General features: G+C 49.4%; 19 protein-coding genes. 17 read left to right on the top strand and 2 right to left on the bottom strand.

The genetic code is table 11. The features are described from left to right. Nucleotides 1-19: 19 nt before the first annotated feature. Both CCC20_RS03465 and CCC20_RS03460 read right to left on the bottom strand, forming a co-directional pair. Nucleotides 20-802, bottom strand: coding sequence for an ABC transporter ATP-binding protein (locus tag CCC20_RS03465; protein WP_270619609.1), 783 nt, complete (start codon nt 800-802; stop codon nt 20-22). Between the two features lie 187 nt (nt 803-989). Then, nucleotides 990-2441 (bottom strand): UDP-N-acetylmuramoyl-L-alanyl-D-glutamate--L-lysine ligase, encoded by a 1452-nt coding sequence (locus tag CCC20_RS03460; protein WP_270619610.1) that lies wholly within the window; start codon nt 2439-2441, stop codon nt 990-992. A gap of 96 nt (nt 2442-2537) precedes the next feature. Between CCC20_RS03460 and CCC20_RS03455 the strand changes: the two genes are divergently transcribed. The 17 genes from CCC20_RS03455 (at nt 2538) to CCC20_RS03375 (ending at nt 20829) form a co-directional block, all read left to right on the top strand. Then, nucleotides 2538-4175 (top strand): putative polysaccharide biosynthesis protein, encoded by a 1638-nt coding sequence (locus tag CCC20_RS03455; RefSeq protein WP_270619611.1) that lies wholly within the window; start codon nt 2538-2540, stop codon nt 4173-4175. A 263-nt stretch (nt 4176-4438) separates the two neighbouring features. Continuing rightward, nucleotides 4439-5533 (top strand): cystathionine gamma-synthase, encoded by a 1095-nt coding sequence (locus CCC20_RS03450; protein WP_003066037.1) that lies wholly within the window; start codon nt 4439-4441, stop codon nt 5531-5533. A 1-nt stretch (nt 5534) separates the two neighbouring features. After that, nucleotides 5535-6698: a MalY/PatB family protein gene (locus CCC20_RS03445; RefSeq protein WP_003066036.1), complete on the top strand. Its 1164-nt coding sequence runs from the start codon at nt 5535-5537 to the stop codon at nt 6696-6698. A 157-nt stretch (nt 6699-6855) separates the two neighbouring features. After that, nucleotides 6856-7485 (top strand): uracil phosphoribosyltransferase, encoded by a 630-nt coding sequence (upp, locus tag CCC20_RS03440; RefSeq protein ID WP_003066034.1) that lies wholly within the window; start codon nt 6856-6858, stop codon nt 7483-7485. 259 nt (nt 7486-7744) lie between these two features. After that, nucleotides 7745-8866, top strand: coding sequence for a DUF6017 domain-containing protein (locus tag CCC20_RS03435; RefSeq protein ID WP_071432006.1), 1122 nt, complete (start codon nt 7745-7747; stop codon nt 8864-8866). A 15-nt stretch (nt 8867-8881) separates the two neighbouring features. Next, on the top strand, nt 8882-9094 hold the full coding sequence (locus CCC20_RS03430) for a DUF5348 domain-containing protein (protein ID WP_002574007.1): 213 nt from the start codon (nt 8882-8884) through the stop codon (nt 9092-9094). A 105-nt stretch (nt 9095-9199) separates the two neighbouring features. Next, nucleotides 9200-9676: a PcfB family protein gene (locus CCC20_RS03425; protein WP_069988615.1), complete on the top strand. Its 477-nt coding sequence runs from the start codon at nt 9200-9202 to the stop codon at nt 9674-9676. Further along, nucleotides 9673-11478: a VirD4-like conjugal transfer protein, CD1115 family gene (locus CCC20_RS03420; RefSeq protein ID WP_154252786.1), complete on the top strand. Its 1806-nt coding sequence runs from the start codon at nt 9673-9675 to the stop codon at nt 11476-11478. Before CCC20_RS03425 ends, CCC20_RS03420 begins: the two co-directional genes overlap by 4 nt. A gap of 28 nt (nt 11479-11506) precedes the next feature. Continuing rightward, a complete protein-coding gene (locus tag CCC20_RS03415) occupies nt 11507-11734 on the top strand; it encodes a hypothetical protein (RefSeq protein WP_005946702.1) in 228 nt (75 codons plus the stop codon). A gap of 96 nt (nt 11735-11830) precedes the next feature. Continuing rightward, nucleotides 11831-12046 carry a Maff2 family mobile element protein gene (locus tag CCC20_RS03410; RefSeq protein WP_002566673.1) on the top strand — a complete coding sequence of 72 codons (216 nt, stop codon included), beginning with the start codon at nt 11831-11833 and terminating at the stop codon, nt 12044-12046. A gap of 71 nt (nt 12047-12117) precedes the next feature. Beyond that, nucleotides 12118-12981, top strand: coding sequence for a VirB6/TrbL-like conjugal transfer protein, CD1112 family (locus CCC20_RS03405; protein ID WP_005946756.1), 864 nt, complete (start codon nt 12118-12120; stop codon nt 12979-12981). A 19-nt stretch (nt 12982-13000) separates the two neighbouring features. Beyond that, the gene (locus tag CCC20_RS03400) at nt 13001-13450 is read left to right on the top strand and encodes a PrgI family protein (protein WP_003509300.1); all 450 of its coding nucleotides are present in this window, start codon (nt 13001-13003) and stop codon (nt 13448-13450) included. Beyond that, nucleotides 13353-15758, top strand: a complete 2406-nt coding sequence (locus CCC20_RS03395; protein WP_287179124.1) for a VirB4-like conjugal transfer ATPase, CD1110 family — start codon at nt 13353-13355, stop codon at nt 15756-15758. Before CCC20_RS03400 ends, CCC20_RS03395 begins: the two co-directional genes overlap by 98 nt. 21 nt (nt 15759-15779) lie before the next feature. Next, complete coding sequence (locus CCC20_RS03390; protein WP_287179122.1) at nt 15780-17738, top strand: C40 family peptidase; 1959 nt, start codon at nt 15780-15782, stop codon at nt 17736-17738. A 21-nt stretch (nt 17739-17759) separates the two neighbouring features. After that, nucleotides 17760-18011 (top strand): DUF4315 family protein, encoded by a 252-nt coding sequence (locus CCC20_RS03385; protein WP_087257686.1) that lies wholly within the window; start codon nt 17760-17762, stop codon nt 18009-18011. Next, nucleotides 18001-18741 carry a DUF4366 domain-containing protein gene (locus CCC20_RS03380; protein ID WP_287179119.1) on the top strand — a complete coding sequence of 247 codons (741 nt, stop codon included), beginning with the start codon at nt 18001-18003 and terminating at the stop codon, nt 18739-18741. Before CCC20_RS03385 ends, CCC20_RS03380 begins: the two co-directional genes overlap by 11 nt. 3 nt (nt 18742-18744) lie before the next feature. After that, nucleotides 18745-20829, top strand: coding sequence for a DNA topoisomerase 3 (locus CCC20_RS03375; protein WP_287179118.1), 2085 nt, complete (start codon nt 18745-18747; stop codon nt 20827-20829). Nucleotides 20830-20914 lie beyond the last annotated feature (85 nt).

Genomic DNA, 20914 nt, shown 5'->3' with positions numbered 1-20914 from the left:
CTATTCTCCTAATAAAAATCTATGTTAGCTGATAAGTCAGCAAAATAGGACGATTGTGGATAGGGTCTTGAACGATATGGGCTTCGATATTAAAAATATCACGTAAAATGTCTGCTGTCATGATGTCTTGAACCTTACTGTGATATTTAATCGCGCCAGCTTTCATGGCAATCAATTCGTCAGAAAAACGTGCTGATAAGTTCAAATCGTGCAAAACCATAATAATAGTTTTCTGGGTATCTTGGTTAAGTTTTTGGAGTAATTCCAAGATTTCCAGCTGGTGGTTCATATCTAGATAAGTTGTTGGCTCGTCTAAAAAAATAGTATCTGTGTCTTGAGCTAAAGCCATAGCAATCCAAACACGTTGACGTTGGCCACCTGAAAGCGAATCAACTTTTTCATTGGCAAATTCAACAACTTTGGTTATTTCCATTGCCCAGTTGATTTTTTCCTTGTCTGTGTCGCTTAAACTTCCCAAATAGTTTTGATGTGGAAAGCGACCGTATGAGACAAGCTCATAAACTGAAATCCCTTCAGTCGCTTCAAGCATTTGGGGGAGTAGTGCTAACTTTTTGGCAATTTCTTTAGTTGGTAAATGAGCAATTGCTTCTCCGTCAACAAATACTTGACCAGCTTTAAGGGCATGAATGCGTGTTAAAGCTTTTAATAAAGTTGATTTACCACAGCCATTGGCACCGATAATTGTCGTGATTTTTTGTTTTGCTATGGTGACAGATAAGTCATTGATAATCACTTTATCCTCGTAAGCTACTGAGATGTTTTCAGCGTAAATATCTGACATAATCGACCTCCTTTCAAAATGATTTTAGGGGAATTTTTCTTCCCAAAAACAAGTCCCTAAATCGAGAATTGTTTTTTTATTGTAACAAGAAAAAAGACCTCTGAAAAGCCTTTTTTTGAATATTTTTATATTATTTAAATATTTTTATTATTAATTAGAATAGTTCAAAATAATACTTGAAATCGTTCTAATTAAGATAGCTTTTAGCGATATTCAAATCACCAGCATAAGCTGTGCGTTCACCATTTACGATTTGATAAGCATCAGCTCCTTTACCAGCGATAATAACGGCATCTGTTTCATTATTAGTGCGTGCCATAGCTTGTGAAATAGCCTTTTCACGGTCAACTTGAATGTCAAGTGGACGTGTCACTTGACTAGCAATTTCTTCGGCAATAGCTTGTGGGTCTTCGTAATTAGGGTCATCAGCTGTTAAGATAACGTGAAGATTTGGGTGAGCATTGATGACACGAGCAAAGTCAGCACGACGGCTTTCTCCCTTATTACCAGTTGCACCAAGAATCAGGTGAAGGTCGCCTTTTTGGTGTTCCTCAACGACAGATAACAGTTTTTCAAGACTGTCACCATTGTGCGCATAATCGACGAAGACTTTAGCACCATTAGTTTGCGTAATGACTTCCATGCGACCAGGGACACTTGTTTGGGCAATTCCTTTTTGAATATCAGCTAGACTTGTTCCCAAACGCAGACAAGCAAGACCAGCAGCAACCGCATTTTCTTGGTTAAATGAGCCAATGAGCTGAATATCATAATGTCCTGCCAGTTTGCCAGTCACATCAAAGTCAAAAGCTCTGCCATTTTCAATCGTATTATCAGAATCCTTGCCGTAAAAATCATGAGGAGTATTGGCAACTTGTTGTGCGACAACATTAAAATAATCCATACCTGCATTGACAACAACAGCTTTGCTATTTGTCATTAAAAGGCGTTTGTGGTAGAAATAATCTTCAAATGTTGGATGTTCAATCGGTCCAATGTGGTCTGGGCTGATATTAAGAAATGCTCCAACATCAAAAGTCAATCCGTAGACACGATCGACAAGGTAAGCTTGGCTAGACACTTCCATGATGAGGTGAGTCATGCCATTATCAACAGCAGTTGCCATCATCTTGAAGAGGTCGAGACTTTCAGGTGTGGTTAATTTTGATTTGAAGAATGTCTTACCATCAAGCGTTGTGTTCATTGTTGAAAACATAGCTGGTTTGTGGCTTTGTTTCAAAATGTTGTATGTAAAGTAAGCCGCAGTTGTTTTCCCTTTTGTACCAGTGAAAGCAATGATTTTTAATTTTTCTTCTGGATGACCATAAAATTCCATGGCAATCAAGCTCATCGCTTTTTTGATATCTGTTACGATAATCGCAGGAATATCAAGTTCGTAATCAACTTGGCTGACATAAAAAGGTAAGCCTTTTTGGATAGCTTGTTCAAGGTATTCTTTTTTAAAAGTTGCCCCTTTAGCAAAGAAAAGGGTTGAACTGTCGATAGCACGACTGTCAAAACTGATTTTTGAAAAGCTAGGATTTTCTTTCCAAGTCAGACTGTATTGATTGTGGAAGATTATTTCGCGGAAATTATGGTTTTTTTTCAGAATGTCGAGGGTTTTTTCAAGTGTAATCATACTCTCTATTTTAGACTTAATGTCTTTGTTTTACAAGTCACAATCAAAAGTTTATAATAAAAAGTAACGCTTATTTTAAAAATTAGGAAGAATACTATGTCTGAAAACAAAACAAATATGACACAGCAGCAACAGATGGTGCGCGGGGCGGCATGGTTGACAGCGTCAAACTTTATTAGTCGCCTTTTGGGTGCTTTCTACATTATCCCTTGGTATGCTTGGATGGGGACTCACGGTGAGCAAGCCAATGCACTTTTTGGAATGGGCTATAATATTTACGCCGTTTTCCTACTCATCTCAACCGCGGGAATTCCTGTTGCCATTGCTAAACAGGTTTCGAAGTATAATACGTTAGGTCAAGAAGATACTAGTTATTATTTATTATGTCAAATTTTAAGATTGACCTTGGTATTGGGGCTTATTTTTGCGGCGATTATGTACATTGGCTCACCAATTCTAGCTGCTTGGAGTGGTGGCGGAGCTGATTTGGTTCGTGTTATGAAAAGTTTATCTTGGGCACTCTTACTTTTCCCGTCAATGAGTGTTCTACGTGGCTTTTTCCAAGGATTTAATAATTTAAAACCTTATGCTATGAGCCAAATTGCAGAGCAAATTATCCGTGTTATTTGGATGCTTTTAACAGCTTTCATGATTATGAAAATTGGCTCTGGTGATTATGTTTCAGCCGTTGTTCAATCAACGTTTGCTGCTTTTATCGGAATGATTGCTAGTGTCCTCGTCCTCCTTTTCTTCCTTCGGCGCGAGGGTAAATTGCAAGCTATTTTCTCTGCAGGAAATAATGATGTTGATATTGATGCCAATGCGATTATCATTGAAACGATAAAAGAAGCTATTCCGTTTATTATTACAGGAGCAGCGATTCAACTCTTCCAGATTGTTGACCAGTTGTCATTTATCAACACAATGAAGTTGTTTACGTCGCATACGACCAAAGAATTGCAAATTTTATATGCTTATTTGTCAAGTAATCCAAATAAAGTAACGATGATTTTGATTTCTTTGGCTACTGCCATCGGTGGAGCTGGTATTCCCCTTTTGACAGAAAACTTTGTTAATAAAGACAAAAAAGCAGCAGCGCATTTGGTTATTAATAGTTTGCAAATGCTGTGTATGGTGCTTTTCCCAGCAATGCTTGGGGCGATTATTTTAGCACAGCCACTCTATACGCTTTTCTACGGTGCGCCAAATAGCACAGCCCTGTGGTTATTTGTAGGTGCCTTGCTGCAAGTGATTTTCTTAGCACTTTATAGCCTTTTAGCCCCTATGCTTCAAGCTTTGTTTGAAAATCGCAAAGCTATTCGTTATTTTGGTTACGGTTTAATTATTAAAATTGTTTTGCAAATTCCGTTTATCTATTTCTTCCACGCTTATGGCCCACTTTTATCCACAGCCATTGGTTTAACAATACCGATTGTTCTGATGTATAAGCGCATTTATGAAGTGACACGCTTTAACCGTAAAGCTTTGTTGCGAGGAATTTTTCTTGTTAGTATTTTAACAGCTATGATGGGTGTTATTGTTGCTATAGCAACCGTTGGACTTCATTTTATTGTTAGCCCAACGACACGTGTTGGTAGTGTTGTTTATATTGTGCTTGTAGGTGCCTTAGGTGTTCTTGTTTACGGCTTCCTTGCCCTAGTAACTCGTTTGCTTGATAAATTAATTGGTGGCAGAGCAAAAGCACTCCGCCAAAAACTACATTTAGAGCGATGAAAACAGTCCAGTGGACTAACTCGCTTCTTTATTTTTAAGCTCATGAAAAAACAGTCCACTGGATTGACTCGCTTTCTTATTTCTGGGCTCGTGAAAAAAACGTCCAAGGGACGTTTTTTTTAGTTATAGTTTTTACTTATAGATGATTATCAAGAAATAGAATAACGAAAAAGTCATGCATTTCAACGAATAAATGATAGAATAGTTTATAAATTTTAATAGACCAGATAGCTGGTAGTGATATGTTTTGAGGGGGAGACACCATGAAAAGTGATTGTAGATTGGCAACTATTTTAGCACATGCAGGAATAAAATCAGATGAAGCGACAGGAGCGTTAGCAGCACCTATTCATTTTTCCACAACTTATCAACACCCAGAGTTTGGAAAATCAACAGGTTTTGATTACACAAGAACGAAAAATCCAACACGCGCAACGCTTGAAAAGACACTTGCAGCGATTGAAAAAGCAGATTATGCACTTGCAACGTCATCTGGTATGAGTGCTATTGTTTTAGCCTTTGAAATTTTTCCTGTTAGAGCCAAAGTAGTTGCCGCACGTGACTTATATGGTGGCTCTTTCCGTTGGTTCAATGATAAAGAAAAAGAAGGGCGTTTTTCGTTTGAATACACCAATACAGAAGCAGAGCTTTTAGCAGCGATTTCTGATGACACGGATATTGTTTACATTGAGACCCCAACGAACCCACTAATGGTTGAATTTGACATTGAAAAAGTGGCGAATGCGGCTCATGCCAAGGGCGCTAAGCTTATTGTGGACAATACTTTTTACAGCCCAATTTATCAAAATCCAATTCCACTTGGAGCTGATATTGTTGTGCATTCAGCCACAAAATATTTGGCAGGACATAATGATGTCTTAGCAGGCGTTGTGATTACAAACGACAAAGAGACATATGACAAACTTTTCTACAATCTCAATACGACTGGTCCAACCTTATCACCATTTGATTCTTATATGTTGATGCGTGGGCTAAAAACCCTTAAACTTCGCATGGAAAAATCAACTGAAAATGCGCGTGAGATTGTTGCATTTTTGGAAAAATTACCTGCTGTTAAAGAAGTGCTTTATACGGGTAAAGGTGGCATGATTTCTTTCAGAGTGGTTGATGAAAGTAAGATTCCAGATATTATCAATAGCCTTGACATCATTACATTTGCAGAAAGTCTTGGTGGTGTGGAAAGTTTAATCACTTACCCGAGAACCCAAACACACGCAGACATTCCTGAAGAGGTTCGTTTATCTTACGGATTAACCAATGATTTATTGCGCCTATCTATTGGAATCGAAGATGTTGAAGATTTGATTGATGACCTAAAACACGCATTGGAGGCTTAGTATGGGAACATATGATTTTACAACGAGACCAAATCGTCTAACACATTTCACATATAAATGGCAGGCATCTGAAAATGACCCTGATTTGCTTCAACTTTGGGTTGCTGATATGGATTTTTTGCCTGTTCCAGAAATTAAAGAAGCGATTATAGATTATGGACAAGAACACATCTTTGGCTATAATTATTTTAAGGATTCTCTTTATCAATCAGTGATTGATTGGGAAAGAAAAGAACACGGCTACAACATCACCAAAGATGACATTTCTTTCATTGACGGTGTTGTTCCTGCCATTTCAGTTGCTATTCAGGCCTTTACTGAAAAAGGCGATGCGGTGCTGATTAATTCGCCAGTTTATTATCCTTTTGCACGGACAATTCGCTTAAATGACCGTAAATTAGTGGAAAATTCTTTGATTATTAAGAATGGGCATTTTGAAATTGACTTTGACCAACTTGAGAAAGATATCGTTGATAATCAGGTAAAACTTTATGTTTTTTGTAGCCCACACAACCCTGGTGGACGTATCTGGTCAGCACAAGAATTACAAAAAATCGGTGAGCTTTGTGAAAAACATGGCGTTATATTGGCTTCAGATGAAATTCATCAAGATTTGGCGCTTTTTGGCAATAAGCATCATTCTTTCAACACAGTTGATGACCGTTTTAAAGAATTTACACTTATCCTGTCATCAGCTACGAAAACATTTAACATTGCTGGTACGAAAAACAGTTTTGCGATTATTCAAAATCCGAAACTTCGTAAGCAATTTAAACGTGTCCAACTGGCTAATAATCAACACGAAGTTCCGACTCTGGGAATGATTACGACGGAAACTGCCTTTACTTATGGCAAGCCATGGTTAGAAGAATTAAAAAAAGTTATCGAAGAAAATATTAATTACGTTGTGGATTATTTTGAAGAACATACCAAGATTAAGGTCATGAAGCCTGAGGGAACTTACCTTGTGTGGCTTGACTTTTCAGCCTATGACATTGAACAACCACAATTAGATGAAAAACTTCAAAAGGAAGCAAAAGTGGTGTTAAATGACGGCGCACATTTCGGAAAAGAAGGCAAAAGTTTTGCTCGTCTAAACGTTGCTGCACCACTAGAAACTGTAAAAGAAGCCAGCAAACGCATCGCTAGCGTCTTTGGAAAGTAAAGACATCAGTCCAATTGGCTGATGTTTTTTTCATAAAACTGAGAATAATGACTAATTTTAAAAAAGTATGACATTCGTCATAATTAGTGAGCATATTTTGCCATTTTCTGCTATAATTGATAAGGTTAAACTAAATTCAGTATAAAAGGAGTACATCATGGGAAAATTCCAAGTTATCTCACACCCGCTTATCCAACACAAATTATCAATCTTGCGTCGCACAACAACTTCAACTAAAGATTTTCGTGAATTAGTTAACGAAATTGCAATGCTTATGGGTTATGAAGTGTTGCGCGACCTTCCACTCGAAGATGTTGAAATCGAAACACCGATTACAAAAACAACTCAAAAACAATTAGCTGGTAAAAAATTAGCAATTGTTCCTATTTTACGTGCTGGTATCGGTATGGTTGATGGTTTTCTTAGCCTTGTTCCAGCTGCTAAAGTTGGTCATATCGGAATGTATCGTGATGAAGAAACATTGCAACCTGTTGAATACCTTGTAAAATTACCAGAAGATATTGACCAACGACAAATTTTTGTGGTTGACCCAATGCTTGCAACAGGTGGTTCAGCTATTTTAGCCGTTGATTCTCTTAAAAAACGTGGCGCAGCTAACATTAAATTTGTTTGTCTCGTATCTGCACCAGAAGGTGTTAAAGCTCTCCAAGAAGCACACCCAGATATCGACATTTACACAGCCACTCTTGACGAAAAACTTAACGAACATGGTTACATCGTTCCAGGTCTTGGTGACGCTGGTGACCGACTATTCGGTACAAAATAAGGTTAAGTTGATTGCTTAACTATTAAAAAGAGCACCTCATTAACCGTGGTGCCATAAGAAAACATGAAAAAACCCAGTAAAATCAATGTTTTTTAGGGCAGCGGAAAACGGGGCAGGTCAAAACAACTGAATAATCAGACAGAAACAGGGTGTTGTCAAGCATGACAGCGCCCTTTTCTGTTCCCCGGCCAAGCCGCAGATTTTGAAAAAAGTCTGCGGCTTTTCTTTTTGCCCAAAAGCAGAAAGGAGGCGACGGCCTATGTACTTCACTTCCGGCAGCGATCGGGCCTTTGAACAGCTCATGCAGGGCAAGCCCGGTTTTGACCACTACGACAGCGGCGAGGCGGTCACGCCGGAGGACTGCGGCACCTGCCGCTTTTATCGCCCGCACTGGAAATATCAATTCTGCGTCTATGCGGAATGTCCCTACCAGCCGGGCAAGCTGACCGCCTACGACGCGGTGACATTTCGAGTGAAAGGAGTTGAGAATATGGCAGTATTTCGTGTAGAGCGTAACAAGGGCTACACGGTGATGTCCAATCACCACCTGCGGAACAAGGACTTATCCCTGAAAGCCAAGGGCCTGTTATCGCAAATGCTCTCCCTGCCGGAAGATTGGGACTATACGCTGAAAGGTTTGTCCCTTATCAACCGGGAGCAGATCGACGCGATCCGGGCCGCAATCCGGGAGCTGGAACAGGCCGGGTACATCGTCCGATCCCGTGAGCGCGACAGCCAAGGGCGCTTGCGCGGCGCGGACTATGTGATCTATGAACAGCCCCAGCCTGTGCCGGATTCACCTACGTTGGAAAATCCAATGTTGGATAATCCAACGCAGGAAAAGCCTACGTTGGGAAAACCAACGCAATTAAATAAAGATATATCAAGTAAAGAAAAATCAATTACTGATGTATCAATTACCGATCCCATTCCTATCCTTTCCCGACCCTCTCCTTTGGAGGACGAGGCGGCACAGCCGCCGGAACGGAAAGGAACGGAAGCGAAATCACAGAGCGCCATAGAGATTTATCGTCAAATCATCATGGACAACATTGAGTACGAACACCTTTGCCAGCACGTCAAGGGCATTGACCGGGAAACGCTGGACGAGATTGTGGACTTGCTGGTGGAAACCGTATGCAGCGCCCGCAAGACCATCCGCATTGCCGGGGACGATTACCCAGCAGAGCTGGTGAAATCCAAGTTTATGAAACTGGACAGCTCTCACATCGAGTTTGTCTTTGACTGTTTGAGCAAGAACACTTCGGAAATCCGCAACATCAAGAAATACCTGCTGGCTATGCTGTTCAATGCGCCCAGCACGATCAACGGTTACTATGCCGCGCTGGTGGCCCATGACATGAACACCGGCAAAATCTGAAAGGAGGACGGCCCTATGAAACAGGGTGCATTGATTTTCGACGAGCGCAGCGACCGTTACGACATTCGCTTTGATCTGGCGGACTACTACGGCGGCCTGCACTGTGGGGAAACCTTTGATGTGATGGTGGGCGGCAGGTGGAAGCCCACCCGCATTGAGTACGGGGCCAACTGGTATCTGGTTGGCATCCGTGCCGACGATCTTTCCGGCCTGCGGGTGAGGATTTAATCGGGGACAACCGGCGCAAGCGGCTGTCCCTTTTCTGTTTCCTGCGGCGGCTGACGGTGCCACCTTAACCGTCCCGCCGCACTTCTGCGAAAGGAGGGATAGCGATTGCAGGAGGAAGTAACCCAAAAGACAATAGCCTTTTCCATCAAATCGGCCAAGCTGACAATCCAAGTGCTGCAAGCGGCGGCCCGCAAGTTTCTGGAAACCCAAAACAAGGGCAAGACCAAGCTGCACCACGGCCAGCAGAGCCTAAAGCAGCTCAAAAAGCACGGGGCGGCCCTGTCCAATATCGAGATCACCGACGCCAACATTGGACTGTTTAAGCCCTGCGCCAAGAAATACGGCGTGGACTTCACGCTGCGGAAAGACGCCACTACCCAGCCCCCGCACTACATCGTGATTTTCAAGGCCAAGGACGCCGACAACATGGAACAGGCGTTCAAGGAGTTCACGGCCAAGAAGTTGCAGCGGGAGGAACGGCCCTCGATCCGCAAGGACATTGCCGCAAGCAAGGAAAAGGCAGCAGCCCGCAACGCTGACCGGGCCAAGGAAAAATTCAAAGAAAGGGGGCTGTCACGATGAAGCCGGAAATGAAAAAACTGATAATCGCCAATCTGCCCTATCTGCTGTTTGTCTATCTGTTCGGCAAGCTGGGGCAGGCGTACCGGCTGGCGGAGGGCATCGACCTTTCCCAAAAGCTCCTGCACTTTGCGGATGGCTGCGCGGCGGCCTTTGAAAGTGCCGCCCCCAGCTTCCACCCCACTGACCTGCTGATCGGCGTCGCTGGTGCTGCGGCGCTGCGGCTTATGGTGTACTGCAAAGGCAAGAACGCCAAGAAATACCGCAAAGGCGTGGAATATGGCAGCGCCCGATGGGGCGGCCCCAAGGATATAGCCCCCTATATCGACCCCAATTTTGACAACAACATTCTGCTGACACAGACGGAACGGATCACCATGAACAACAGGCCGAAAGACCCCAAAACCGCAAGAAATAAAAATGTTCTGGTGATCGGCGGTTCCGGCTCCGGCAAGACCCGGTTCTTTGTAAAACCAAACCTGATGCAATGTGTGTCCAAGGACTATCCGACCTCATTTGTGATAACCGATCCCAAGGGCAGCTTGATCGGTGAAGTGGGCCAGCTCCTTATCCGCAGCAGCTACCGCGTGAAAGTGCTGAACACCATCAATTTTTCCAAGAGCATGAAATACAACCCGTTTCGGTATCTGCACTCGGAAAAAGACGTGTTGAAGCTGGTAAATACCCTGATTTGCAACACTAAAGGCGAGGGCGAAAAAAGTGCGGAAGATTTTTGGGTGAAATCGGAACGGCTGTTCTACACGGCCCTGATCGGCTATATCTGGCAGGAAGCGCCGGAGGAAGAAATGAACTTCACGACGCTGCTTGAAATGATAAATGCCAGCGAAGCCCGCGAGGACGACCCGGAATTTCAGTCGCCGGTGGATTTGATGTTTGAGCGATTGGAGGAACGCGATCCAGACCACTTTGCCGTCCGCCAGTATAAAAAATTCCTGCTTTCGGCGGGCAAGACACGTTCCTCTATCCTTATCAGCGCAGGCGCGAGAATGGCCCCTTTTGACATCCGCGAGGTGCGGGAGCTGATGGAGGACGACGAACTGGAACTTGACACCATCGGGGACGAGAAAACGGCGCTGTTCCTGATTATGTCGGACACGGACACCACCTTTAATTTCATTCTGGCAATGGTACAGAGCCAGCTTATCAACCTGCTTTGTGACCGGGCCGATGATAAATACGGCGGGCGGCTGCCGGTTCACGTCCGCATGATACTGGACGAGTTTGCGAACATCGGCCAGATACCCAACTTTGACAAGCTGATCGCCACCATCCGAAGCCGTGAAATCTCGGCTTCTATTATTTTGCAAAGCCAGTCACAGTTAAAGGCCATCTACAAGGACGCTGCGGAAATCATTTCCGATAACTGCGACTGCACGCTTTTTCTTAGTGGGCGGGGCAAGAACGCCAAGGAAATCTCTGACGTGCTGGGCAAAGAAACCATCGACAGCTACAACCAGAGCGAAAACCGGGGCGCACAGACCTCTCACGGATTGAATTATCAGAAGTTAGGAAAGGAGTTGATGTCACAGGACGAAATCGCAACGATGGACGGAGGCAAGTGTATTTTGCAGGTGCGCGGTGTCAGGCCGTTTTTCAGTGAGAAATACGACATTACCCGTCACCCCCGCTATAAATACCTTTCCGACGCCGACAAGAAGAACTATTTTGATGTGGACAGCTACCTGTCGTCCCTGCGCCGGAAAAGGCGGCGCGTGATAACGGAGGACGAACCCTTTGACCTCTACGACATTGAGCTGTCGGAGGAAGATTTTTCCGCAGAATAAAGCGGCCATAGAGAAAGGAGCGTGACCGATGGGACACTCGGACGAATGGACATTTGCGGATTATTTCAAGTATGAGAAAGAAATCTACCGGGCAATCATTTCCGCTGCGGTGCTGTGCCAGTGGATCGCAGAACATGATACCCCGCCCACGGACGGGGAAGCCGAAGAACTTGCAAGGGAAATAGACCGCAGACTGTGTGAAGCATGGGGCGAAATTTTTTCGCTGGCTGTGCTGGAATGGCGGGACGGCCAGTAACTCCGGGCCGTCTGCGGATTGTGAGGCTGCCGCTGTGAACGGCGGCTTTTTTTGCACCCAAACACCATCACAATCTGAATTTATGGAGGTATATTTATGGAATTTTTCAATAGTGCAGTTGATACTTTGCAGACCATCGTTGTGGGCCTCGGCGGCGCGCTTTGCGTATGGGGCGGCGTCAATCTTTTGGAGGGATACGGGGCGGACAACCCTGCAAGCAAGTCACAGGGAATCAAGCAGCTTGTCGCCGGAGGTGGCGTTGCCCTCATTGGCATGACCCTTGTTCCGCTGCTGTCCGGGCTGCTGGGATAACCCCATGTGTGTTAGAAAACCCTCCGCGTCCTCTCTGATCTGGGAGGGCGCGGGAAAGGAGGTGTCCCCACATGATCGGTGATTTAATCGGGGAATGGATCAAAGGAATCCTGATCGACGGTATCATGGGCAACCTGTCCGGCCTGTTTAACACGGTCAATACCAAAGTCGGGGAAATCGCGTCGGATGTGGGCAGTACCCCGCAGGACTGGAACGGCGGCATTTTCTCCATGCTGCAAAACCTGTCCGAAACGGTGATCGTCCCCATTGCGGCGGCCATTCTCGCCCTTGTGATGTGCTATGAGCTGATCGACATGATTGTGGAAAAGAACAATATGCACGACTTCGACAGCTCCATGTTCTTCCGCTGGATTTTCAAAAGCGCCTTTGCCATCCTCATTGTGACGAACACATGGAATATCGTCATGGGCGTGTTTGACGCCACCCAGCAGGTCGTCAACCAGAGCGCCGGGGTGATTATCGGAGATACCAGCATTGATTTTGACACGCTGCTCCCTGATCTGGAAAGCCGCCTTGAAGCAATGGACATCGGGCCGCTTCTGGGCCTGTGGTTCCAGACCCTTGTTGTGGGGCTGACGATGAACATTCTTTCCATCTGCATTTTCCTTGTGACCTATGGAAGAATGATTGAAATTTACGCCGTGACCGCATTGGGGCCGATCCCCCTTGCCACGCTGGGCAATGCAGAGTGGCGCGGCATGGGCCAGAACTACTTGAAATCCTTGCTTGCGCTGGGCTTCCAAGCCTTTTTAATCATGGTGGTTGTCGGGATTTATGCGGTGCTGATCCAGCAGATCGGAACCGCCGACGACATATCCGGTGCGATCTGGGGCTGTATGGGCTATACCGTTTTGCTTTGCTTCTGTCTGTTCAAGACGGGAAGTATCAGCAAGGCCGTATTTACCGCCCACTAAAGAAACGAGGTGACTTTTTATGGCTTATGTAACTGTCCCCAAGGATTTAACCAAGGTCAAATCCAAGGTAGTATTCGGGCTGACGAAACGCCAGCTCATTTGTTTTGGCGGTGCGCTGCTTGTTGGCGTCCCGCTTTTCTTTTTGATCCGGGGCCGCGTCCCGACCAGCGCGGCGGCGCTCATTATGGTGTTTGCCATGCTGCCGGGCTTTCTGCTGGCGCTTTACGAAAAACACGGCCAGCCCCTTGAAGTGGTGGTGCGCCAGATCGTAGAGTGCTGCTTCATCCAGCCCAAGGAACGGCCCTACCAGACCAACAACGCTTATACCGCCCTTGTGCGGCAATCCCAAATGGAAAAGGAGGTCAACGCCATTGTCCAAAAAGCAAAAGAACGAAACGAGCGCAAAAGCGCCGGTCAAGCTCACCCGCGCCGAAAAGAAAGAGATTCAGGCCGTCATCCGAAAGTATAAGGGCGACGGCAAGCCCCATTCGGCGCAGGTCAGTATTCCCTATGAGGCCATGTATCAGGACGGCGTGTGCCGGGTGACGCCCCGCACCTTTTCCAAGTGCATTGAGTTTACGGACATCAGCTACCAACTGGCGCAGGCGGACACCAAGACCGCCATCTTTGAAAACCTGTGCGACCTCTACAACTATCTGGACGCCTCCATTCATGTGCAGTTTTCCTTTATCAACCGCAAGATCGACCCCAAGCAGTACGCCAAGAGCTTTGAAATCCGGGCGCAGGGGGACGACTTCGACGACATCCGCAGCGAGTATTCCGACATTTTGCAAGACCAGCTTGTGAACGGGAACAACGGACTGATGAAGCGGAAATTTATGACCTATACCATCGAGGCGGACAGCCTGAAAATGGCCCGCGCCAGACTGCGCCGGATCGAAACCGACCTTTTGGGCTATTTCAAGAGCATGGGGGCCTCCGCGTGGGGACTGGACGCCAAGGAACGGCTGGAAGTCATGCACAGCATTTTCCACCCGGACGGGGAACCGTTCTCCTTTGACTGGAAGTGGCTTGCCCCGTCGGGGCTTTCTACCAAGGACTTTATCGCCCCGTCCTCGTTCCGCTTCGGCAATGCCCGGATGTTCGGGCTGGGCGGCAAATACGGGGCGGTGAGCTTTCTGCAAATCCTCTCCCCGGAACTGTCGGATGAAATGCTGGCCGACTTTCTCAACACGGAAAACGGCATTGTGGTGAACCTCCATGTGCAGGCCATCGACCAGAGCGACGCCATTAAGACGGTCAAGCGCAAGATCACCGACCTTGACGCCATGAAGATTCAGGAACAGAAACGGGCTGTCCGCAGCGGCTACGACATGGATATACTTCCCAGCGACCTTGCCACCTACGGGCAGGACGCCAAGGAGTTGCTAAAGACCTTGCAGAGCCGGAATGAACGGATGTTCCAGCTTACCTTTTTGGTGCTGAACACCGCAGACACCCGGCAAAAGCTGGAAAACGATGTGTTCTGGGCTGCCGGTATTGCACAGAAATACAACTGTTCCCTTGTGCGGCTGGACTACCAACAGGAACAGGGGCTTATGAGCAGCCTGCCGCTGGGGGCCAGCCACATCCAGATTGAACGCTCCCTGACGACTTCCAGCGTGGCCGTGTTCGTCCCTTTTGTAACGCAGGAGCTTTTTCAGGGCGGCGACGCCATGTATTACGGGATCAACGCCAAGACCGGCAACATGATTATGCTCGACCGCAAACGAGCGAGGTGTCCCAACGGGCTAAAGCTGGGGACACCGGGAAGCGGCAAAAGTATGAGCTGTAAATCAGAAATTTTGAGCGTGTTCCTCTGCACCCCGGACGATGTGTATATCTGTGATCCAGAGGCCGAGTATTACCCCCTTGTGAAGCGGCTGCATGGGCAGGTGGTGAAGCTGTCGCCTACCAGCAAAAACTATGTGAACCCGCTGGACATCAACCTGAACTACTCCGAGGATGAAAACCCGCTGGCCTTAAAATCCGACTTTGTACTGTCGTTCTGTGAGCTTGTCATGGGTGGCAAGAACGGGCTGGAAGCCATTGAAAAGACGGTGATCGACCGGGCGGTACAGGTGATCTACCGGCCTTATCTGGCAGACCCCAAGCCGGAAAATATGCCCATCCTTGCAGACCTGCACAAAGCCCTGTTAGACCAGCATATCCCGGAGGCCGACCGGGTGGCGCAGGCCCTTGACCTGTATGTGTCCGGCAGCTTAAATGTGTTCAACCACAGAACCAACATCGACATTCAAAACCGCATTGTGGCCTTTGACATCAAGGAGCTGGGCAAGCAGCTAAAGAAAATCGGTATGCTCATTGTCCAAGACCAGATTTGGGGGCGCGTCACCCAAAACCGCAGCAAGGGCAAGGCGACATGGTATTTCTGTGATGAGTTCCACCTGCTTTTGCGTGAGGAACAGACGGCGGCCTTTTCCTGTGAGATTTGGAAGCGTTTTCGTAAGTGGGGCGGGATTCCCACAGGTGCGACACAGAATGTGAAAGACCTGCTTTCCTCCCCGGAAATTGAGAACATTTTGGAAAACAGCGACTTCATCTGCCTGCTCAATCAAGCCAGCGGCGACCGCAAAATCCTTGCGGAACGGCTGAACATTTCGCCCCAGCAATTACGGTATGTGGACAATTCCGAACCCGGCGAGGGGCTTCTCATTTACGAAAATGTGATCCTGCCCTTTAAGAACCCCATCCCGAAAAACACCCAGCTCTACCAGATCATGACGACCCGGTTAGGCGAGGGCGAAACGGTATGACAGACAAGGAGGTGACGCCCTATGAAGCCATTGAAGCCCCGTGATAAGGTGACGCAGCACATGACCCGCGACGGCCTGACGCTGGATAACCAGACCACAGGCGAAAGCGTCAACATTTCCAGCCGGGAGGCCGAACAGGACTATTCCGCAGCCGAGCCGGGCGGCACCGCTGAAAAGGTGCTGGAACGTGCCGGGGACATCCGGGAGCGCAGCAAGGCAAAGCGTGTCGCCAAGGATGGTGCGAATACAGCGGCGCAGGCCACCGGCCCCGCGTCCCGCCTGCAATTCACCGCCGAGGAACGGGCCGATCCCGCCCTTTCCAAGTACGTCCACAAGGCGGAAAAGCGGGCGGAAAAGCTGGACGCAGCCAAAGAAGCCCTGCCGAAAAAGCGCGTCGTCACCACGGAAACCGTCTATGACGAGGCCAAGGGCAAGGCCAAAACCAAGCTGCACTTTGACAAGGTGGAGAAACCGGCCCCCAAACTCAAACCCAACCCGGCCAGCCGTCCGATGGAGGAAGCGGGCTTGTATCTGCATGGAAAAATCCATGAGGTTGAGCATGAGAATGTGGGCGTCGAGGGCGGCCATAAGGGAGAAGAACTTGCCGAGCGCCAAGCGGGAAAAGCCATCCGCAGCGGCATCCGGCGTCATAAACTCAAACCCTACCGGGCCGCAGCCAAGGCCGAGAAAAAGGCCATTGCCGCCAATGCGGAGTACATCTACCAGAAATCCTTGCGGGATAACCCGGAAATGGCGCAGACGGTGAAAAACCCGGTGGCCCGGTTCTGGCAGAAACAGAAAATCAAACGGGATTACGCCAAGGCAGCACGGGCGGCGGGCCAGACGGCACAGGGCGCAGCCAGCGCCACTAAGACCACCGCCGCAGCCGCCAAGAAAGCCGCCGAGAAAAGCAAACAGGCCGCGTCCTTTGTGGCCCGACACTGGAAAGGCGTGCTGCTGATCGGCGGTGTGGGCCTCATGCTCATGTTGATTATGGGCGGCCTGCAATCCTGTACGGCCATGTTCGGCAGCGCCGGAATCGGCGTGGCGGCCACGTCCTATCTGTCCGAGGACAGCGATATGCTGGGGGCCGAAGCCGCCTATGCGGACATGGAGGCCGATTTGCAGTATGAGATTGACAACTACGAAAGCCTGCACCCCGGCTATGACGAATACCGCTTCGATCTGGACGAGATCGGCCATGACCCCTATGTGCTGACTTCCATCCTGTCGGCGTTGCATGATGGCGTCTATACGCTGGGCGACGTTCAAGGCGACCTTGCCATGCTCTTTGAGAAGCAATACACCCTGACACAAACCATTGAAACAGAAACCCGATACCGCACCGAAACCCGGACGGACAGCGAGGGTAACCCCTACACCGTGCAAGTTCCCTACACCTATTACATCTGCAACGTGAAGCTGGAAAACTTCGATATGTCCCATCTGCCTGTTTACATCATGGGCGAGGAACAAATGAGCCTGTATGCGGTGTATATGCACACGCTGGGCAACCGGCCTGATCTGTTTCCCAACGGCACCTATCCCAACGCTTCCACCGTCAAGGAGCCGACCTACTACGAGATACCCCCGGAGGCTTTGGAGGACGCCACCTTTGCCGCAATGATGGCCGAGGCGGAAAAGTATGTGGGTTATCCGTATGTGTGGGGCGGCAGCTCTCCCAGCACCAGCTTTGATTGCAGCGGCTTTGTGAGCTGGGTCATCAATCACAGCGGATGGGACGTGGGACGGCTGGGCGCACAGGGCCTTTGCAATATCTGTACCCCTGTTTCCCCGGAGCAGGCCAAGCCCGGCGACCTTGTATTTTTCGTCGGCACCTACGACACCCCCGGCGTTTCCCACGTCGGTATTTATGTGGGCAATTCCGTGATGTTGCACTGTGGCGACCCTATTTCTTACACCAACCTCAATTCGAGTTATTGGCAGCAGCATTTCTATTGTTACGGGCGTCTGCCTTGACGCCAGAAAGGAGTTTTGACGATGGCAAACAAACTTGACCGTATCGAAAAAGACATTGAGAAAACCAAGGCCAAGATCGCGGAGCTGCAAAAGCAGCTTCGTGAGCTGGAAGCGGCAAAGACCGAACAGGAGAATTTGCAGATCATCCAGCTTGTGCGCGGCCTGAACATGAAGCCGGAGGAATTTGCGGCGTTCCTGCGCGGCGGCGCTTTGCAGAGCGCCCCGGCCCCGCAGCCGGATTTTGAACAGGAGGACAATGCCGATGAAGAATAAGATCATTCGCACGTTTACCGTGACGCTGGCCGCCGTGCTTTGCCTGACGGCCTTTTCCACCACCGCTTTTGCCGGTGGCACTGACCCCAACCCGGAGCCTTTGCCGGAAACCACCGAGGCACCGCAGGAGGAAGAACCCACCACCGGCGGCATGGAGCCGGAGGGCGTACCTGTTACCCCGGAGGGCAACGCAACACTGGTGGATGATTTTTATGGGGATAAGCAGCTTATCACCGTTACCACCAAGGCGGGCAACTACTTTTATATTTTGATCGACCGGGCGAACGAGGACAAGGAAACCGCCGTTCACTTCCTCAACCAAGTGGACGACGCTGACCTGCAAGCACTGTTGGAGGACGGCGAAGCTGCCCCGGAAACCTGCACCTGTACGACCAAGTGCGCGGCAGGAACCGTCAACACGAATTGCCCGGTATGTAAAACCAATATGACCGAGTGTACCGGCCCGGAGCCGGAGCCGCAGGAGCCGGAGGAAACCGAGCAGCCGCAGGAAGATGAAGCGAAAGGCACCGGCATGGGCGGCCTTGTCGTGTTCCTTGTGGTGGCCCTGATCGGCAGCGGCGCGGCCCTTTACTTCTTCAAGTTTAAGAAGCCCAAGGCCGACACCAAGGGCGGCGACGAGCTGGACGAATACGATTTTGGCGAGGACGAGGACGACGAGGACGAACCGACCCCGGAGGACGAGGAACCCGCGCAGGATAAGGAGGAATAAGGAATGAGTATTCAGTTGGTAATTGCAGAGAAACCGAGCGTCGCCCGCAGCATTGCGGGCGTGATCGGTGCGGATCAGAAAAAGGACGGCTACATGGAGGGCAACGGCTATCTGGTGAGCTGGTGTATCGGCCACCTTGTTTCCCTTGCCGACGCCGGAGCCTATGACGAGCGTTTCAAGAAGTGGCGCTATGACGACCTGCCGATTTTGCCGCAGGAGTGGCAGTACATCATCCCCGCCGAGAAAAAAGGACAGTTTGCCGTGCTGCGTTCCCTGATGGAGCGCCCCGACGTGACGGGCCTTGTGTGCGCCACCGACGCCGGGCGCGAGGGCGAGCTGATTTTCCGTTTCGTCTACCAGATGGCGGGCTGCAAAAAGCCGTTCAAGCGCCTTTGGATTTCCAGCATGGAGGACGCCGCGATCCGCGAGGGCTTTGCCCACCTGAAACCGGGAGCCGACTACGACGACCTGTATCAATCGGCCCTGTGCCGGGCGCAGGCCGATTGGCTGGTAGGGATCAACGCCACCCGGCTTTTCTCCATCCTCTATCACAAGACCCTGACCGTGGGCCGTGTCCAGACGCCTACCCTCAATATGCTGGTTGACCGGGAAGCCAAAATCAGCAATTTCAAGAAAGAGAAATACCACGTTGTCCATATCGCGGCGGGCGGCATGGAGGCGGCCAGCGACCGCTTTATGAACCCCGACGACGCCGACGCCACCAAGACGGCCTGTGCAGGAGCGCAGGCCGTTTGTGTATCGGTGAAGCGTGAGAAAAAGACGGAGCAGCCGCCCCGCCTGTATGACCTCACCACCTTGCAGCGGGAGGCCAACCGCCTGTTTGGATTTACCGCCAAGCAGACCCTTGACTATGCCCAACAGCTCTACGAAAAGAAGCTGCTGACCTATCCCCGCACCGACAGTCAGTATCTTACCGACGATATGCAGCCTACGGCGGAAAGCATCGTGTCCGGCCTGTGGCCGCTGCTTTCCTTTGCGGCGGGGCTGGACATTGCTCCGCAGTTTGGCCGGGTGCTGAACAGCAAAAAGGTGTCCGACCACCACGCCATTATCCCCACGATGGAGTTTGTGCAGAAAGGCTTTGACGGGCTGACCGAGGGCGAAAAGAAACTGCTGTCCCTTGTGTGCTGCAAGCTGCTGTGTGCCGTGGCCGCGCCCCATGTGTATGAGGCCGTCACCGCCACATTCACCTGCGCCGGGAACGAGTTCACCGCCAAGGGAAAAACCATTCTCATCCCCGGCTGGAAAGAGATTGAGCGCCGCTTCAAGGCGTCGTTCAAGACCGACGCCGACGAGGACGCGCCGGAGCTGGCACGGGAGCTGCCGGAGATCACCGAGGGCCAGACCTTTGACCCGGTGGAGGCCAGCATCACCGAGCATTTCACCACACCGCCCAAGCCCTACACGGAAGATACGCTTTTGTCTGCTATGGAACAGGCCGGGGCCGAGGATATGCCGGAGGACGCCGAGCGCCAAGGTTTGGGAACCCCGGCAACCCGCGCTTCTATTCTGGAAAAGCTGGTGCAGATGGGCTTTGTGGAGCGCAAAGGCAAGCAGCTACTTCCCACCAAGGACGGCCACAATCTTGTGTGCGTCCTGCCGGATGTGCTGACTTCTCCCCAGCTCACGGCTGATTGGGAAACCAAGCTGACGGCCATTGCCAAGGGCGAGGCCGACCCGGAGGGCTTCATGGCGGGCATTGAGGAAATGACCCGGAGCCTGATTTCCCGGTATTCGCAGATCAGCGAGGACGCGCAGAAGTTGTTTCAGGCCGAGCGTATTGTTATCGGCAAGTGTCCCCGCTGCGGCGAAGCCGTCTACGAGGGCAAGAAAAACTATTACTGCGGAAACCGGGCCTGCCAGTTTGTCATGTGGAAGAATGACCGATTTTTTGAGGAACGGGGCAAGATGTTCACCCCGAAGATCGCCGCCGCGCTGCTCAAAGACGGAAAGGCAAAGGTAAAGGGCCTGCGCTCCATGAAAACCGGCAAAACCTACGACGGGACGGTGCTTTTGGCCGATACCGGCGGGAAGTATGTCAACTACCGCGTGGAGAAAAAGAGCTGACGGAGTAACGTAGCAAGCATAGGAAGTGTAGCCACACTTCCGATAAATCCCTGACCCGGCCACCCTGCCGGGCCGGGGATTTTGC

Source organism: Streptococcus sp. LMAG:39, assembly GCF_008680485.1.
Lineage (GTDB): Bacteria > Bacillota > Bacilli > Lactobacillales > Streptococcaceae > Streptococcus > Streptococcus pasteurianus.
This window is presented reverse-complemented; position numbering and strand designations above follow the sequence as displayed.

Bases quoted from the DNA above. Each gene is read 5' to 3' on its own strand.
- CCC20_RS03465 (WP_270619609.1), bottom strand. From the start codon at position 802: ATGTCAGATATTTACGCTGAAAACATCTCAGTAGCTTACGAGGATAAA.
- CCC20_RS03460 (WP_270619610.1), bottom strand. From the start codon at position 2,441: ATGATTACACTTGAAAAAACCCTCGACATTCTGAAAAAAAACCATAAT.
- CCC20_RS03455 (WP_270619611.1), top strand. From the start codon at position 2,538: ATGTCTGAAAACAAAACAAATATGACACAGCAGCAACAGATGGTGCGC.
- CCC20_RS03450 (WP_003066037.1), top strand. From the start codon at position 4,439: ATGAAAAGTGATTGTAGATTGGCAACTATTTTAGCACATGCAGGAATA.
- CCC20_RS03445 (WP_003066036.1), top strand. From the start codon at position 5,535: ATGGGAACATATGATTTTACAACGAGACCAAATCGTCTAACACATTTC.
- upp (WP_003066034.1), top strand. From the start codon at position 6,856: ATGGGAAAATTCCAAGTTATCTCACACCCGCTTATCCAACACAAATTA.
- CCC20_RS03435 (WP_071432006.1), top strand. From the start codon at position 7,745: ATGTACTTCACTTCCGGCAGCGATCGGGCCTTTGAACAGCTCATGCAG.
- CCC20_RS03430 (WP_002574007.1), top strand. From the start codon at position 8,882: ATGAAACAGGGTGCATTGATTTTCGACGAGCGCAGCGACCGTTACGAC.
- CCC20_RS03420 (WP_154252786.1), top strand. From the start codon at position 9,673: ATGAAGCCGGAAATGAAAAAACTGATAATCGCCAATCTGCCCTATCTG.
- CCC20_RS03415 (WP_005946702.1), top strand. From the start codon at position 11,507: ATGGGACACTCGGACGAATGGACATTTGCGGATTATTTCAAGTATGAG.
- CCC20_RS03410 (WP_002566673.1), top strand. From the start codon at position 11,831: ATGGAATTTTTCAATAGTGCAGTTGATACTTTGCAGACCATCGTTGTG.
- CCC20_RS03405 (WP_005946756.1), top strand. From the start codon at position 12,118: ATGATCGGTGATTTAATCGGGGAATGGATCAAAGGAATCCTGATCGAC.
- CCC20_RS03400 (WP_003509300.1), top strand. From the start codon at position 13,001: ATGGCTTATGTAACTGTCCCCAAGGATTTAACCAAGGTCAAATCCAAG.
- CCC20_RS03390 (WP_287179122.1), top strand. From the start codon at position 15,780: ATGAAGCCATTGAAGCCCCGTGATAAGGTGACGCAGCACATGACCCGC.
- CCC20_RS03385 (WP_087257686.1), top strand. From the start codon at position 17,760: ATGGCAAACAAACTTGACCGTATCGAAAAAGACATTGAGAAAACCAAG.
- CCC20_RS03380 (WP_287179119.1), top strand. From the start codon at position 18,001: ATGAAGAATAAGATCATTCGCACGTTTACCGTGACGCTGGCCGCCGTG.
- CCC20_RS03375 (WP_287179118.1), top strand. From the start codon at position 18,745: ATGAGTATTCAGTTGGTAATTGCAGAGAAACCGAGCGTCGCCCGCAGC.